The sequence below is a fragment of the Burkholderia sp. SCN-KJ genome (genome assembly GCF_024656005.1).
Lineage (GTDB): Bacteria > Pseudomonadota > Gammaproteobacteria > Burkholderiales > Burkholderiaceae > Burkholderia.
Map to the genome: position 1 here is coordinate 1 of NZ_JANKOG010000006.1, position 15971 is coordinate 15971.

At 68.1% G+C, this 15971-nt stretch carries 10 protein-coding genes; 8 read left to right on the forward strand and 2 right to left on the reverse strand.

Features of this window, described 5'->3' with window-relative positions:
• From NQV17_RS11660 to NQV17_RS11685, 6 genes are all read left to right on the forward strand, one after another.
• A partial coding sequence (locus NQV17_RS11660) for an alpha-E domain-containing protein (RefSeq protein WP_257772385.1) occupies window positions 1–414 on the forward strand: 414 nt, incomplete at its 5' end.
• An 8-nt stretch (window positions 415–422) separates the two neighbouring features.
• Window positions 423–1397 carry a transglutaminase family protein gene (locus NQV17_RS11665; RefSeq protein WP_124894338.1) on the forward strand — a complete coding sequence of 325 codons (975 nt, stop codon included), beginning with the start codon at window positions 423–425 and terminating at the stop codon, window positions 1395–1397.
• 93 nt (window positions 1398–1490) lie between these two features.
• Window positions 1491–4925 (forward strand): DUF2126 domain-containing protein, encoded by a 3435-nt coding sequence (locus tag NQV17_RS11670; RefSeq protein WP_257772386.1) that lies wholly within the window; start codon window positions 1491–1493, stop codon window positions 4923–4925.
• 212 nt (window positions 4926–5137) lie between these two features.
• A complete protein-coding gene (locus NQV17_RS11675; RefSeq protein ID WP_257772619.1) occupies window positions 5138–7744 on the forward strand; it encodes a circularly permuted type 2 ATP-grasp protein in 2607 nt (868 codons plus the stop codon).
• A complete protein-coding gene (locus tag NQV17_RS11680) occupies window positions 7738–8814 on the forward strand; it encodes a transglutaminase family protein (protein ID WP_257772387.1) in 1077 nt (358 codons plus the stop codon). Before NQV17_RS11675 ends, NQV17_RS11680 begins: the two co-directional genes overlap by 7 nt.
• Window positions 8815–8986: 172 nt before the next feature.
• Window positions 8987–9259, forward strand: coding sequence for a hypothetical protein (locus NQV17_RS11685; protein ID WP_257772388.1), 273 nt, complete (start codon window positions 8987–8989; stop codon window positions 9257–9259).
• A gap of 90 nt (window positions 9260–9349) precedes the next feature.
• Here the strand turns inward: NQV17_RS11685 and pip are convergent, their stop codons facing one another.
• Entirely contained in the window at window positions 9350–10282 is a 933-nt protein-coding gene (pip, locus tag NQV17_RS11690) for a prolyl aminopeptidase (RefSeq protein WP_257772389.1), read from the reverse strand.
• Window positions 10283–10634: 352 nt separating this feature from the next.
• Here pip and NQV17_RS11695 point away from each other — a divergent pair, with 352 nt between their 5' ends.
• Both NQV17_RS11695 and NQV17_RS11700 read left to right on the forward strand, forming a co-directional pair.
• Window positions 10635–11786: an acyltransferase gene (locus NQV17_RS11695; RefSeq protein WP_257772390.1), complete on the forward strand. Its 1152-nt coding sequence runs from the start codon at window positions 10635–10637 to the stop codon at window positions 11784–11786.
• Between the two features lie 263 nt (window positions 11787–12049).
• Complete coding sequence (locus NQV17_RS11700; protein WP_257772620.1) at window positions 12050–13285, forward strand: nitroreductase family protein; 1236 nt, start codon at window positions 12050–12052, stop codon at window positions 13283–13285.
• A gap of 118 nt (window positions 13286–13403) precedes the next feature.
• On the opposite strand, the gene NQV17_RS11705 is transcribed toward NQV17_RS11700, so the two are convergent.
• A complete protein-coding gene (locus NQV17_RS11705) occupies window positions 13404–15917 on the reverse strand; it encodes an EAL domain-containing protein (protein WP_257772391.1) in 2514 nt (837 codons plus the stop codon).
• Window positions 15918–15971: the final 54 nt, after the last annotated feature.

A 15971-nucleotide genomic window follows, 5' to 3' on the forward strand; every position in this document is an offset into this window, starting at 1 on the left:
ATCGACGTGAAATACCACCTGCTGCTGCCGTCGGTGTCGCACGTCGGCACGATCCTCGACAACTACCAGTGGGAGACGATCCTGCGCTGCGTGGCCGCGCACCGGTCGTATCGCTGGGTGTACGACGTGCAGTACAAGCCGATGAACATCGCGGACTACCTGATCCTGAACGGCCGCATGCCGCGCTCGCTGCGCTATTGCTACGGGCGCGTGGTGTCGAGCCTGAACCTGCTCGCGAAGGATTACGGCGTGACACACCCGTGTCACGACACGGCCACGAAGATTCTGCAGATGCTGTCCGACACCTCGGTCGAGCGGATCTTCAAGAGCGGCCTGCACGAGTTCCTGACCGACTTCATCGGCCGCAACAACAGCCTCGGGATCGATATCGCCCAGGCCTACAACTTCGACTGAGACTTGCCATGCGACTCGCCATCCGACACATCTCGCGTTATCAGTTCGACGATCAAGCCACCCACGCGCTGCAACGGCTGCGGCTGCGCCCGCAATCGGGGCCCGGGCAGACGGTGCGCGCGTGGCAGGTCACGATCGACGGCGTCGAGCCGACGCTTTCCTATGCGGACGGATTCGGCAACCGGATCGACCTCGTGCGCCACGACCGCGGCGCGAAGAACGAGGTCGTCGTGGTCGCGGCCGGCGTCGTCGAGACGCAGGACCGCGCGGGCATTCTCGGCAACCCCGAGGGCTATGCGCCGCCGTGGATCTTCGAGCGCGAGACCGCGCTCACGAAAGCCGGCGACACCGTGCGCGAGCTCACGCAGGCGCTGCCGATCGAGCCGCACAGCCTCGATGCGCTGCACTGGCTGATGACGGAAGTGCACGACCGCATCGCATACGCGCCGAACCTGGCCGACGCGCCGGTCGATGCCGAAACCGCGCTGCAAAGCGGCGAGGGCACCAGCCGCGACCATGCGCACGCGTTCATTGCGGCCGCGCGCGCGCTGAAGGTGCCCGCGCGCTACATCTCGGGCTACGTGCTCGCCGACAGCGCGATGCAGCGCATCGCCGACGCGAAGCAGAGCGCGAGCGACGAGGATGCCGAGGAAGCGCTCGCGCTGCAGACGGGCGACGGCATGCAGCAGGTGCTCGGCGCATCGCATGCCGCACAGTCGCAGGGCTTGCCGCAGGCGGCACTCGGCGCGCAGCCGCAGGCCGTCGCGCTGATGCAGCAGCCGGCCGGCCATGCGTGGGCCGAGGCCTACGTCGAAGGGCTCGGCTGGGTCGGCTTCGATCCGTTCATGAACCGCTGCCCGGACGAGCGCTACGTGCGCATCGCCGTCGGCCTCGACTATCGCGACGCGCAACCGGTGACGGGGATTGGCGCGAGCGCCGTCGGCATCGAGATCAGCGTCGTGCAGTCGCCCGAACTGGTCTGACGCACACCTTCTCCGAACCCGCCGTGCCGTGCCGCCGCAGCGACGGCGACGCGGCGCGCGCGGCCGGTCCAACCCGAACCGAGCGGCTCTCCCATGCCCATTCACGTCGCGCTGCATCACACCACCCGCTACCGCTACGACCGGCCCGTCAACCTCGGGCCGCAGATCGTGCGGCTGCGGCCCGCGCCGCACTGCCGGACGCCGATCGTCGCGTACTCGATGACCGTCGAGCCCGCGCAGCACTTCATCAACTGGCAGCAGGACCCGTTCTCGAACTATCTCGCGCGGCTCGTGTTTCCGGAGCGCACCGAGCACTTCGAGATCACGATCGACCTGGTTGCCGAGATGTCGGTGTACAACCCGTTCGACTTCTTCCTGGAAGCCAGCGCGGAGCAATACCCGTTCAGCTATGACGATGCGCTGAAGACCGAACTCGCGCCGTACCTCGCGTGCGATCCGCAGACGAGCGCGGCGCCGCTGTTCCGCGCGTATCTCGACGGCGTCGACCGCACGCCGGCCGGCACCGTGAACTTCCTCGTCGCGCTGAACCAGCAGCTGCAGCACGACATCGGTTATCTGGTGCGGATGGAGCCGGGCGTGCAGACGCCCGAGCAGACGCTCGAGCTCGCGTCCGGGTCGTGCCGCGACAGCGCGTGGCTGCTCGTGCAGCTGTGCCGGCATCTCGGCATCGCCGCGCGTTTCGTGTCCGGCTACCTGATCCAGCTCACGCCCGACGTGAAGGCGCTCGACGGCCCGAGCGGCACGTCGGTCGACTTCACCGACCTGCACGCGTGGTGCGAGGTCTACCTGCCGGGCGCGGGCTGGATCGGCTTCGATCCGACCTCGGGCCTGCTCGCCGGCGAAGGGCACATCCCGCTCGCATGCACGCCGCAGCCGACCAGCGCCGCGCCGGTGGAGGGGCTGATCGACGAATGCGAAGTGTCGTTCGAGCACGAGATGGTGGTGACGCGCGTATACGAATCGCCGCGCGTGACGAAGCCGTATACCGAGCAGCAATGGGACGCCGTGCGCACGCTCGGCGCGCAGGTCGACGGCGCGCTGACGGCCGGCGACGTGCGGCTGACGCAGGGCGGCGAGCCGACCTTCGTGTCGATCGACGATCGCGACGGCGCCGAATGGAACACCGATGCGCTCGGCCCGACCAAGCGCGGCTATGCGACCGAACTCGTGCAGCGGCTGCGCGCCGAATACGGCGAAGGCGGCTTCCTGCATTTCGGGCAGGGCAAGTGGTATCCGGGCGAGCAGCTGCCGCGCTGGGCGCTGTCGATCTTCTGGCGCGCCGACGGCCAGCCCGTGTGGCACGACCCGTCGCTGTTCGCCGACGAGCGCGAGCCGTCCGCGTGCACGACCGAGGACGCGAAGCGCTTCATCGACGCGCTGGCCGCGCGTCTCGGCCTGACCGACGAATTCGTGCGGCCCGGCTACGAGGATGTCTGGTACTACCTGTGGCGCGAGCGCCGGCTGCCGGTCAACGTCGATCCGTTCGATTCGCGCCTCGACGACGAGCTCGAGCGCGCGCGGTTGCGCAAGGTGTTCGACCAGCATCTCGACAGCGTGGTCGGCTACGTGCTGCCGATCAAGCGCGCGGATGACGTGCCGGGCCGCGATCGGCCAGGCCTCGACGGTCCGCGCTGGCAGACCGGCCCGTGGTTCTTCCGCGACGAACGGATGTACCTCGTGCCCGGCGATTCGCCGATGGGCTATCGGCTGCCGCTCGATTCGCTGCCGTGGGTCGCCGGCGCCGACTATCCGTACCTGGTCGAACGCGATCCGTTCGCGCCGCGCGACGCGCTGCCGGACGCGGCCGCGTTCCGTGCGCGTCATGCGGGTGCGGCCGACGCGCCGCGTTACCTGGCCGGCGTGCATCGCGAAGCGTCCGCGCAAACGGTCATGCAGTTGCGCAGCGACGGCAGCGCTGCCGGCGACCGGCACGCGCATGCCGCGCAGGACCCGCAGCGCCACCCCGAGCGCTTCGAATCGGCCGCGTGGATCACGCGTACCGCGATGTGCGCAGAAGTGCGCAACGGCATCCTGTACCTGTTCATGCCGCCGCTCGCCGCGCTCGAGGATTATCTCGACCTGCTCGCGGCGATCGAGCTGACCGCGCACGCGCTCGACGTGAAGCTCGTGCTCGAGGGCTATCCGCCGCCGCGCGACGCGCGGCTCAAGCTGCTGCAGGTCACGCCCGATCCCGGCGTGATCGAGGTGAACATCCATCCGGCGAAGAGCTTCGACGAACTCGTCGGCCAGACCGAATTCCTGTACGACGCCGCGTGGCAGTCGCGGCTGTCCAGCGAGAAGTTCATGGTCGACGGCCGGCACGTCGGCACGGGCGGCGGCAACCACTTCGTGCTCGGCGGCGCGACGCCGGCCGACAGCCCGTTCCTGCGCCGCCCCGACCTGCTCGCGAGCCTGATCGCCTACTGGCACAACCATCCGTCGCTGTCGTACCTGTTCTCGGGGCTGTTCATCGGTCCGACGAGCCAGGCGCCGCGCGTCGACGAGGCGCGCAACGACCAGGTCTACGAGCTCGACATCGCATTCGCGGAAATCCAGCGCAACAAGCTGCTGTACGGGCAGGACATGCCGCCGTGGCTCGTCGACCGCGTGCTGCGCAACCTGCTGATCGACGTGACCGGCAACACGCACCGCAGCGAATTCTGCATCGACAAGCTGTATTCGCCGGATTCGTCGACCGGGCGGCTCGGCCTGCTCGAACTGCGCGCGTTCGAGATGCCGCCGCATGCGCGAATGAGCATCGTGCAGCAACTGCTGCTGCGCGCGCTGGTCGCACGCTTCTGGGCCGCGCCGTATACGACGCCGCTCACCCGCTGGGGCACCGCGCTGCACGATCGCTTCATGCTGCCCGCGTTCCTGAAGATGGATTTCGACGACGTGCTGGCCGAGCTGCGCGACGCCGGTTTCGCGTTCGATTCCGCGTGGTTCGCGCCGCATTTCGAATTCCGCTTCCCGCTGTTCGGCCAGATCGCGGTGAACGGGATGCAGCTGTCGCTGCGCGGCGCGCTCGAGCCGTGGCACGTGATGGGCGAGGAGGGCGCGCCCGGCGGCACGGTGCGCTACGTCGATTCGTCGGTCGAACGGCTCGAAGTGCGCGTGACCGGGCTGAACGACAACCGCCACGTCGTGACCGTCAACGGCCGAGCGTTGCCGCTACAGCCGACCGGTACCGTCGGCGAATACGTCGCGGGCGTGCGCTACAAGGCGTGGGCGCCGCCGTCGGCGCTGCATCCGACCATCGGCGTGCATGCGCCGCTCACGTTCGACATCGTCGATACGTGGCTGCAGCGCTCGCTGGGCGGCTGCCGGTATCACGTCGCGCACCCGGGCGGGCGCAACTATGCGACGTTCCCGGTCAACGCGTACGAGGCCGAGAGCCGCCGGCTCGCGCGTTTCGTCGCGATGGGGCACACGCCGGGGCGGATGGACGTGGCGGCCGCCGCGCCGAGCCGTGAATTCCCGTTCACGCTCGACCTGCGACGGCCCTGATCGTCGGATGAAAGGACGCACGACGATGCGCGGTTTCCGACCTCCCGGCGCGCCGGGAGGAGTGCTAGGATGCGGGCAGACTGCGGCCGCCCGCCGCGTCTGCCGCGCCCGGACGACGGTGCGGCGGCGCGCGGGCACCGCTGCCCCCTGACGACGGAACGATACCGACCGTGCCGCCCATTCACCCCGACGATCTCGCCGACGCCGACGCGATGCCCACGCTTTTCGATACCGGCGCGCAGCCGGACGCCGCGGAACTGGCCGCCGCGCTCGCGGCGCCGGCCGCGGCCGGCCGCTACGACGAACTGCGCGGCAGTTCCGCCGGCCTCACCGCGCCGCTGCTCGCCCCCGCATGGCGCAGCTTCTTCACGTCGATCGGCAGCGACGGCGTGGCCGACCTCGACCGCCGCGCCGACGCGCTGCAGCGCCGCATGCGCGAGAACGGCCTGTTCTACCAGCTCCACGAACAACGCGCGGGCGACGGTGCGGCCGGCCCGTGGTCGCTCGACCTGCTGCCGCTGATCGTCACGCCCGAGGACTGGGTCGCGATCGAGCGCGGCGTGCTGCAGCGCGTGCGGCTGCTGAACGCGACGATGGCCGATTTGTACGGACCGCAGACGATCCTGCAGCGCGGGCTGCTGCCGCCCGCGCTCGTGACCGGCCACCCGGGCTACCTGCGCGCGATGCGCGGCGCACGCGTGCCGGGCGACACGTGGCTGCACGTCGTCGCGTTCGATCTCGCGCGCGGCCCCGACGGCCAATGGCGGATCGTCGCGCAGCACACGCAGGGCCCGTCCGGCCTCGGCTATCTGCTCGAGAACCGGCTGATCGTGTCGCGGCTCTTTCCGCGCGGTTTCCGCGGGCTGCGCGTGCAGCGGCTCGCGTCCGCGTACCGGTCGCTGCTGCAGAGCATGCAGGCGCTCAGTCCCGCCAGAAAGAATTCGCGGATCGTGCTGCTGACGCCCGGGCCGCACAGCGCGACCTACTTCGAGCATGCGTATCTCGCGCGCTACCTCGGCCTCACCCTCGTCGAGGGCGGCGACCTGACCGCGCGCGACAACCGCGTCTTCCTGAAGACGCTGCGCGGGCTCGAACCCGTGCACGGGATCCTGCGGCGCGTCGACGACGCGTGGCTCGATCCGCTCGAACTGCGCCCCGATTCGATGCTCGGCGTGCCGGGCCTGCTGCAGGCCGTGCGGGCCGGCAACGTGCTGCTCGCGAATGCGCCGGGTTCGGGCTTCCTCGAGTCGCCGGGCATGCTCGGCTTCATGCCGCGCCTCGCGGAAGCGCTGCTCGGCGAAACGCTGACGCTGCCGGCCGTGCATTCGTGGTGGTGCGGCGAGGCGGCCGCGTGCGGCGACGCGCTGCCGCAGCTTGCGCGCAGCATCGTGAAGCCGTCGTATCCGCCCGAGGTGCAGGCCGGCGGCGCGTTCGACCCGGTGATCGGCGCGCGGCTCACGCCGGCGCAACTGGCCGAATGGCGTGCGCGGATCCTGGCCCGGCCCGAGCATTACACGGTGCAGGCCGACCTGCCGTTGTCGCAGGCGCCGACCTGGCCGGGGCACGACGCGTCCGACGGCAGCGGCGGCGCGCGCATCGTGCCGAAGCCGCTGCTGCTGCGCGTGTTCGCGCTCGCCGACGGCGCGCAGCGCTGGCGGCTGCTGCCGGGCGGACTGTCGCGGGTCGGCACGCGCGATACGCTGTTCAACGCGCCGATGCCGCGCGGCGGCAGCACGGTCGATACGTGGGTGATGACCGAAGGCATCGTCGATTCGACGACGCTGCTGCAGACCCGTCTCGGCCCCGACGATCTGGTTGAGCGCCCGCGCGCGATCGCGAGCCGCGCGGCGGAGAACCTGTTCTGGCTCGGCCGCTATACCGAGCGCGCGACCAACCTGATGCGTCTCGCGCGCGCCGCGCTCGAACGGCTGCGCGGCGAGGACGACGTCGACAGTCCCGCGCATCTCGAGTTGATCGACACGTTGTGCCGCGACACCGGCCTGATCGCGCCCGACGCGCCGAACGCCGTCGATGCGCCGCGTGCGTTCCAGTACGCGCTCGCGACGTCGCTGACGCGCGGCGCGGACCGCACGTCGGGCATCGCATCCTGCCTGTTCGGGATGCGCGGCGCGGCTGCCGCGATCCGCGAACGGCTGTCGAGCGATCAGTGGCGGCTGATCGACGACGCGACGCAACTGTTCGCCGACAGCGCCGATCATCCGGAAGCCGAGGAGCAGATCGGCAACGAGGCGCTGCAGTTGCTGGAGCGCCTCGGGCTGCTGCTCGGCGCGATCACCGGCGCGCAGACCGACAACATGACGCGCGACGACGGCTGGCGGCTGTTGTCGATCGGGCGGCAGATCGACCGGCTGGACTTCCTGTGCAGCGTGCTGAAGTTCGCGTTCGACGAAGGCGCGGTGCACCGGCAGGATGGCTTCGAACTCGTGCTGGAGCTGTTCGACAGCACGATCACGTTCCGCTCGCGCTTCCAGCGCGGCTTCGACGTCGCGCCGCTGCTGTCGCTCGTCGTGCTCGACACCGACAATCCGCGCTCGCTCGGCTGGGTCGTGCAGGCGTTGCGCGGCCGGCTGACGAAGGTCGAGCGCAGCGAGGGCTATGCGCTGTCCGAACTGGCCGAGACGATTCCGGACGTGCCCGCGTGGTCGCTGCACGAACTGTGTGAAACCGGCGACGATGGTCGGCACGACGCGCTGCTCGATGCGCTCGACACGACCGTGAAGGCCGTGTGGGATCTGTCGAACCGGATCGGTGAGCGGTATTTCAGCCACGTTCGCGAGGCGGGCAGGACGCTATGGTGACGCCGAAACACGCGGCGAAGACGCCGCCCGCGGCCGCCCCCGGCAGTGCGAAGCAGACAGCGGCGGCAGTCGTGCCTGCGGCCTCGAATGCATCGGCCACGTCGGCCGCGTCGACAACGGCGGCCGGTCGTGTCCTGCGCGTCACGCACGATACCGAGTATCGCTACGCGGCGCGCGTCGAATCGGCCCAGCACCAGGCGCGGCTGCAGCCGCTCGCGACGCCGCGCCAGCAGGTGCTGTCGTTCGCGCTCGACATCGAACCCGGACCGGAAACGGTCGGCACCGAGATCGACGCGTTCGGCAACGCGCGCGCATCGTTCGCGCTGAACCAGCCGCACGATGCGCTGCTCGTGCGCAGCCGCAGCACGGTGCGCGTGAGCCCGCCCGTCTGGTCGCAGGGCGCACGCGGCGCGCCGCCGCCCGCGATCGCGCATCCCGACGCCGAGCACGCAACCGCATGGGAAGCCGTGCGCGACCGCCTGCGGTTTCGCGCGGGGCAGCCGTACGACGCGGCGAGCGAGTTCGTGTTCGCGTCGCCGCACGTGGCGTGCGATCCCGAACTGGCTGCGTATGCGGCTGCCAGCTTCACGCCGCAGCGGCCGCTCGTGCAGGCCGCGTGGGACCTGATGCGGCGGATTCACGCCGACTTCGCGTATACGCCGAACAGCACCGACATCACGACGACGGCGCTCGATGCATTGCGATTGCGCAAGGGCGTCTGCCAGGATTTCGCGCACGTGATGATCGGCGCGCTGCGCTCGCTCGGGCTCGCCGCGCGCTACGTGAGCGGGTATCTGCTGACGCAGCCGCCGCCCGGGCAGCCGCGGCTGATCGGTGCGGACGCCTCGCATGCATGGGTCGACGTGTACGACCCGGCGTGGCCCGAAGACGGCGGCTGGCTGCAGCTCGACCCGACCAACGACCGCGCGCCGGGCGACGACTACGTGATGCTGTCGATCGGCCGCGACTACGCGGACGTGACGCCGCTGCGCGGCGTGATTCGCGGCGGTGGCGCGGATCAGGAGCTGAAGGTCGGCGTGACGGTCGAGCCGCTCGATGAGGCGCTCTAAGGCCTGATGCGCCGGTCGCCGGACGTTTAAGTCGTCGTTAATACTGCCCGCCTAGCATGGTGTTGCCGGCGAACGGATCGGACGCGATCCGGCGCCGGCGGCACGCACGGGTGCGTCGACGTCACGGCGGCGCGCCGTCGCGCGGCGCCATTCCCTTGCAACGGCGGCAGACATGATCAAGAACTTCGACTACACGCTCGGCAACGAGACGATCGAGCTTTGCGCGAGCTTCGGCGCGGGCCCGGCGTTCCGCCGCGTGCTCGTGAGCCGTGCGGATTCGATGGAAACGCTCGTGGTGCTCGACGCGCGCGGCCTGTCGGGCCTGCTGAAGGTCGCGACCGAGGAGCCGGAAGGGTTGCTCGACGATGCGATCCGCAAGGTTGGCGATGAACGACTCGTCGAGCGGGCGATCAGCGGCCGCTCGATCGTCGAAGCGGCGCTCTGAGCGGGGCGGCGCGTGCCGGCCGGCATGGCCGGCATGGCCGGCTGCCGCGCGCCGCGTGGTGTTGCGCGGTATGTGCTGCGTTGCTTGCGCTTACACCGCGAACCGGTCCGTCGCCGCGAGCAGCGCCTTCAGGATGCCCGGTTCGTTGTATGCGTGTCCGGCATCCGGTACGATCTCGAATCTCGCGTCGGGCCATGCCTTCGCGAGATCCCACGCGGTGCGTGCGGGCGTCGCGATATCGTAGCGGCCTTGCACGATCACGCCCGGAATCCCGGCGAGGCGATGCGCGTCGCGCAGCAACTGGCCTTCCTCGACGAACCCGCGATTCACGAAGTAGTGGTTTTCGATCCGCGCAAACGCGAGCGCGTAGTGGCCATCCGCGAAGTGCGCGGCCAGCGCCGGGTCGGGCAGCAGCGTGATCGTGCGGCCTTCCCAGAGGCTCCATGCGCGCGCGGCTTCGAGCTTCGCGGCTTCGTCGTCGCCCGTCAGCCGGCGATGGTATGCGGCCATCAGGTCATCGCGCTCGGCTTGCGGAATCGGCGCGAGGAATTCTTCCCACAGGTCCGGGAACAGCCACGACGCGCCTTCCTGGTAGTACCACAGCAACTCCGCGCGGCGCATCGTGAAGATGCCGCGCACGACGAGTGCGCTGACGCGTTGCGGATGCGTCTGCGCGTAGGCGAGGGCGAGCGCGCTGCCCCATGAGCCGCCGAACACGAGCCACTGTTGCGCGCCGACCATCTCGCGCAACCGCTCGATATCGGCCACCAGGTCCCAGGTCGTGTTGTTGTCGAGGCTCGCATGCGGTGTGGAGCGCCCGCAGCCGCGCTGGTCGAACAGCAGGATGTCGTAGCGCTCGGGATCGAACAGGCGGCGATGGTCGGGGCTGCAGCCCGCGCCCGGGCCGCCGTGCAGGAACACCGCGGGCTTGCCGGACGGGTTGCCGCAGCGTTCCCAGTAGATGCGGTGGCCGTCGCCGGTGTCGAGGTGGCCGTGGGCGTAGGGTTCGATCGGTGGGTACACAGGCAGGCTCCGGGGTGAGGGTCGGCAGGGCGGCGGACGACGCACGGGCCGGTGGGTGATCGGAATACGGCAGCGCCGGTCTCGCGGATATTGCGGCGCCGCAGATTCGTTGTGTCGGCATCGGCCCGGCTGCCGCCGGGCAAGGCTTGTCATTATGCCCATTGATTCCGGCCGCTGCGTGCGATAGCGATGCCGGTTGCACGGCGCGGCATGGCGGCCGGCATGCTCGGCGGAATTTTTTGAGCAATTTCATTCGGATATTTTTCATACAAAATCCCGGCGGCATATCGACGTGCCGCGCGCGGGCGCCGGCCGTCGCATCGCCCCTCCACGTGCCAACGGGAACCAGCCGATGAACCATCGCGTCACGCAGTTGACCGGGTTGCGCGCCGTCGCGGTGACAATGGTCGTTATCGGCCATGCGGAACACGTGCTGCCGGGCGGCTATACCGGCTGGCTCGCGCCGCTGCGGCTGATCGCCGACGGCCGGCTCGGCGTGCTGATCTTCTTCGTCCTCAGCGGCTTCCTGATCACCAACGTGCTGCGCGCGGAGTTCGCGCGCACCGGCGGGATCGCGCTGACGTCGTTCTACGTGCGCCGCGCGCTGCGGATCTGGCCGGCGTGCTACGTGTATCTCGCGACCGTCGGCGTGCTCGCCGCCGTCGGCTGGCTCGACGTCGAGCGCCGCCAGTGGCTGTATGCGGCGCTGCATCTGTGGAATTACTCGGCATGGTTCGGGCTGAGCGGCGACAACGCGCTGCATCCGGACGGCGCGTGGTATCTCGGCCATTTCTGGTCGCTCGCGCTCGAGGAACAGTTCTACTGGTTCTGGCCGCTGCTGTTCGTGTTTGGCGCCCGCCGTCGCGGCACGCGCTGGCTGGCCGCGCTGATCCTGGCCGTGCCGCTCGCGCGCGCGCTCACGTATTTCGTCGCGCCGGCGCTGCGCGGGCAGCTCGGGATGATGCTGCATACGGGCGTCGATCCGATCCTGATCGGCTGCTACGCGGCGCTCGAGCGCGAACGGCTCGAAGCATGGATCGGCTCGTGGCGCGGCGAGACGCGCATCGTGACGGCGCTCGTCTTCGTCGTGCTGTTCGGGATGCCGCTTGCCGAACATCGGCTCGGCGGCTTCTGGAATGCGACCTACGGCGTGACGCTCGAGGCCGCGCTGATCGCGATCGTGATCGTCGTGCTGAATTTCCGCAGCGAGTTCTGGTGCGCGCGCTGGCTGCGGGCCGCGCCGGTCGTGTTCGTCGGCACGATCTCGTTCAGCCTGTATCTGTGGCAGCAGCCGTTCGCGAATCCGGGCCTGCCGGTTGCGCATGCGTTTCCGCTCGGCATCGTGTGGGCGCTGCTGGCCGCGACAAGCAGCTACTTCCTCGTCGAGAAGCCGTTCCTGCGGCTGAAGGATCGTTTCACCGCGCGCGAAGCACGACGCCTGCGCGACGATGCGCGGCGGATGCCGGCGCCGGCCGATCCGATCGGGCCGAAGGTGGCGGAGTAGGCTGGCGAGTCGCGGCCTGCACGACCTGCCGCGCAGGCCGCGACTCAAGCCGACCGCAATTGACTCAGATCAACGGAGCCGGCACTTGCCTGACATAGGTTGTCGTGACTGGCTCGATAGTCGACAACGCGCGCCGCAAACGGCCCGGTGCGGAGATACAGATGTTGAGAATTCAAGCGACGAAGGGATTTGCCTTTGCGTCTTGATGCGTGCCGAGTCGCGTGTCACCGTGGCGGTTTTCAGCAAATCTCGCTGTGCAGGATATGGGACGCGCCGGGGGCTCGGAATCGCAGTCCAAAGGGGCGTTGGGAATTTTCCGTTGCCCGCTGCACGTGAGCAATATTGCGCGTCACTGCATGCGCGCCGCACTCTGGCACGGCAGCCGCGACAACTTGCGGGAATTTGGCATGGACAGGCGAACTTTTTTCGTCGGCGCCGGCGGCGCCTTGATGCTGGCATGCGGCACGACTGCCTGGATGTCGTCCGTGGGATCGATGGCCGACTATCAGGCCTATGCAAAGCGCCTGCGTGCAGCTCTGCCAACGCCGCCGAGCCTTGGCGGCCTCATCCGCTATGCGACGCTTGCCGCCAACAGCCACAATACGCAGCCTTGGCGGTTTCATGTCGGCGACGGGTTCATCGACATTCTGCCGGACCTCTCGCGCCGCACACCCGCTGTCGACCCGGACGACCATCATCTGTTCGTGAGCCTTGGATGCGCGGCGGAAAACCTCGCCATCTCGGCTGCAGCAACGGGCTGGCCAGGCGAGGTTCAGATGGCTTCCGGCGGAGACGGCGCACGTTATGCATTCGTACGCGGATCGATGAGGGCGAGTCCGCTTTTTGCTGCGATTGCCAAACGACAATCGACGCGCGCGGAATATGACAGACGTGCCGTTCCTGCCGCCGATCTCGCGTTCCTCGAGCGCGCGGCTGCCACGCCCGGCGTTCACTTGACCCTCATCACCGACCGAATGGGGATCGACAAGGTCAGAGATCTGGTTGTAGCCGGCAACGACATTCAAATGGCGGATTCGGCTTTCATGAGCGAACTGAAGCGATGGATCCGCTTCAACCCACGCAGCGCCATGTCGTCGGGCGATGGCCTGTTCTCCGCTGCAAGCGGGAATCCGGTGCTGCCGAGCTCCGTTGGACGCTTCGCGTTCGAACAGTTCTTTGACGCCCGAACCGAGAACGACAAATATGCCCGCCAAATCGATTCGTCAGCAGGCATTGCCGTGTTTGTTGGCGATCGGGAAGACAAGATGCATTGGATCAGGGTCGGCCACGCCTGTCAGCGCTTCGCGCTGACAGCGACAAACCTCGGGATCAAGGTCGCCTTCGTCAATCAGCCCGTCGAGGTCGCTCGCCTTCGTCCGCATCTGGCAGGCATCGTCGGCGATACCGGCCGGCGACGGCCTGATATCGTCATGCGCTTCGGCTATGGACCGACCCTGCCATTCTCGCCCCGCCGTCCCGTGGAGACTGCGCTGGCTTGATGCCGCCGGTATTGACCCGCTGTTGACGTCAGGCGAGCGTCGGCCAACGCCGCTATCCAATCCCGATCATGGGGCCTTTGCATTGCTTGCAGTCGCATGTGCCCGCTGCCGGAAAGGCTCACTCCACCAGCAATTTCGCGCTGTGGCGCGACAAGATCCCGACGAACTGGTCGGCGGGCTGCGGCCGCGCGAACAGGAAACCTTGCCCCTGATGGCAACCGATCTCCTGCAGGAAGGCCAGTTGTTTTTCCGTCTCTACGCCCTCCATCACGACATCGAGCCCGAGCGCGCGGCCCATTGCAACGATCGCGCGCACGATCGCATCGTCCGTGCTGCCAGAACCGCAGTCCGTGAGAAACGACTGATCGATCTTCAGCGTATCGACGGGCAGATCCTTCAGATACACCAGCGACGAGTATCCCGTACCGAAATCGTCGATCGCCAGGCTGATTCCCCGGATCGCCAGTTCGCGCAGCAGGATGCCGATTTCCTCGCGGGTGTTCATCGCCATGCTTTCGAGCAACTCGAGCTGCAAGCGTTCGGTCGGCAACGCGGTTTCGCTGAGGATGGTCGTCAGGTCGCCGAGGAAATGGTCGGTAAGGCATTGCCGTGCCGACACGTTCACCGCCACACGCCCGAACTCGAAGCCCTCGTCGAGCCAGCGGCACGCCTGGCGGCAGGCTTCATGGAGCACCCACCGGCCGATCGGGACGATCAGCGCGGACCGCTCCGCGAGCCCGATGAAGTCGCCCGGCGGCACCAGCCCCCTGCGTGGATGCAACCAGCGCAGCAACGCCTCCACGCCGACGATCCGGCCGCTGGTCAGATCGTATTGCGGCTGGTAGAACAGGCGGAATTCATTCTGCTCGAGCGCGCGGTGCAACTCGCCGAGCATATCCAGCTGCTCGATCGCCGACGACGTCATCTTGCTCTCGAAGAACTGGAACACGTTCCTGCCGCGACTCTTCGCGCCGTACATCGCCTGGTCCGCAAGCAGGATCAAGTGCTCCGCCTCGATCCCGTCGTCCGGATAGATGCTGATGCCGATGCTCGGTGTCACGAAGATCTCACGGCCACCGATATCGATGGGCCTCGCCACTTCGTCGAGCAGCGTGCGTGCAATGCGCCCGACGTCGCGGACGTCGTCGAACTCCTCCAGCACGAGCGCGAATTCATCGCCGCCCATGCGTGCCACGGTGTCGTTCGCGAGCACTTCCGCGACGATGCGTCCCGCGACGATCTTCAACACCTCGTCGCCGGCGTTGTGACCGAGCGTATCGTTGACCAGCTTGAAGCGGTCGAGATCGAGGTACATCACCGCGACCTTGCGGCCGAGCCGCTTCGCCTGGACGATCGCGTGCGCGAGCCGCTCCTCGAACAGTGCCCGGTTCGCGAGATTGGTGAGCACGTCGTGCGTGGCGAGATAGCCCAGCCGCTCTTCCGCCTGGCGCCGCTGCGTGATGTCGGAAAAGATCGCCGCATAGTGGGAGATCTCGCCTGCGTTGTCGCGAATGCTGGTGATCGTCAGATATTCGAGAAACAGCTCGCCGGTCTTGCGGCGATTCCAGATTTCGCCTTGCCAGTGGCCATCGGTCGTCAGCGAATGCCACAGCTGCTTGTAGAATTCGGGCGTCTGGCGCCCTGAACTCAGCATGCCCGGGTTGCGCCCGATCACTTCGTCCTCGGTGTACCCGGTCAGGCGCGTGAAGGCCTGGTTGACGCGCTCGATCTTCGCGTGCCGGTCGGTCACCATGATGCCTTCGAGCGCCGATTCGAACACCCGATCCGCCATGCGCAGGTTGAAGCGGGCGAGACCCAGTGCTTCGTCGCGCTCGCGCAAGGCGCTGCGCAGCTCGTTCGCGTATTCGTGCTCGATGCTCTGCAGCACGTCCGCGAAACAGAGCAGCCCGGTGAGCCTGCCGCCCTCGTCCTGGATGCCGACGTGCCGCATATTGTGCTCGGTCATGAAGCGCTGCGCGGCATACAGACTCTGCCGGGCGGACAGCATCTGCAGCGGCTTGCTGGCGAAGGCCCCGACCGCGCCTTGGGCTCCCCCGTCCGCCAGGAGCCGGACGACATCCCGTTCGGTCAGGATGCCGCGCTCGCCGTCGTCGTAGCCGACGAGGATCGCATCGAGCCGTTGCGTGCGCATCTGCGCGATGACTGCGTGCAGCGCGGCATGCTCGGGCACCACGACGGGCGGATGGACGGAGATCGATTCGATCGGCTTCAGGTGGAGGAAAAATTCCGGCCCCTGATTCACGACGACGTCGGTCTGCGTCAGCACACCGATCGCGACACCATCCCGGACCACGACGAAGTGCCGCACGCCCGACTGCGTGAACTTCATCGCAGCTTCACCCAGCGGCGTATTGGCCTCGAGCGTCAGCACCGGATGGCTCATCACCTCGCTGACCGGCCGATCGAGCCCGCGCGGATCGTCGCTGGCCGACAGTGCATCATGCTCGGTCCAGATCCCGACGACCTGGTCATCCTGCATCACGACGATCGAGCTGCAGTGCTCGGCGAACATGCGTCGCGCGACCTCCCGCACCGGCGTGGCGGGTGCGCAAGATAGAAGCTGACGCGCGATCAGGCGCGCGATTGGCACATCGTAACTGTTCGGATACATTTTCTAACCAACACGAAAAAACCTTGCCGGCGCATTGCGATCCGGCAATCTGCG

Coding starts and splice junctions, on each gene's coding strand:
- NQV17_RS11675 (WP_257772619.1), top strand. CDS start 5,138: ATGCCCACGCTTTTCGATACCGGCGCGCAGCCGGACGCCGCGGAACTG.
- NQV17_RS11670 (WP_257772386.1), top strand. CDS start 1,491: ATGCCCATTCACGTCGCGCTGCATCACACCACCCGCTACCGCTACGAC.
- NQV17_RS11685 (WP_257772388.1), top strand. CDS start 8,987: ATGATCAAGAACTTCGACTACACGCTCGGCAACGAGACGATCGAGCTT.
- NQV17_RS11705 (WP_257772391.1), bottom strand. CDS start 15,917: ATGTATCCGAACAGTTACGATGTGCCAATCGCGCGCCTGATCGCGCGT.
- NQV17_RS11695 (WP_257772390.1), top strand. CDS start 10,635: ATGAACCATCGCGTCACGCAGTTGACCGGGTTGCGCGCCGTCGCGGTG.
- NQV17_RS11665 (WP_124894338.1), top strand. CDS start 423: ATGCGACTCGCCATCCGACACATCTCGCGTTATCAGTTCGACGATCAA.
- NQV17_RS11680 (WP_257772387.1), top strand. CDS start 7,738: ATGGTGACGCCGAAACACGCGGCGAAGACGCCGCCCGCGGCCGCCCCC.
- NQV17_RS11700 (WP_257772620.1), top strand. CDS start 12,050: ATGGGACGCGCCGGGGGCTCGGAATCGCAGTCCAAAGGGGCGTTGGGA.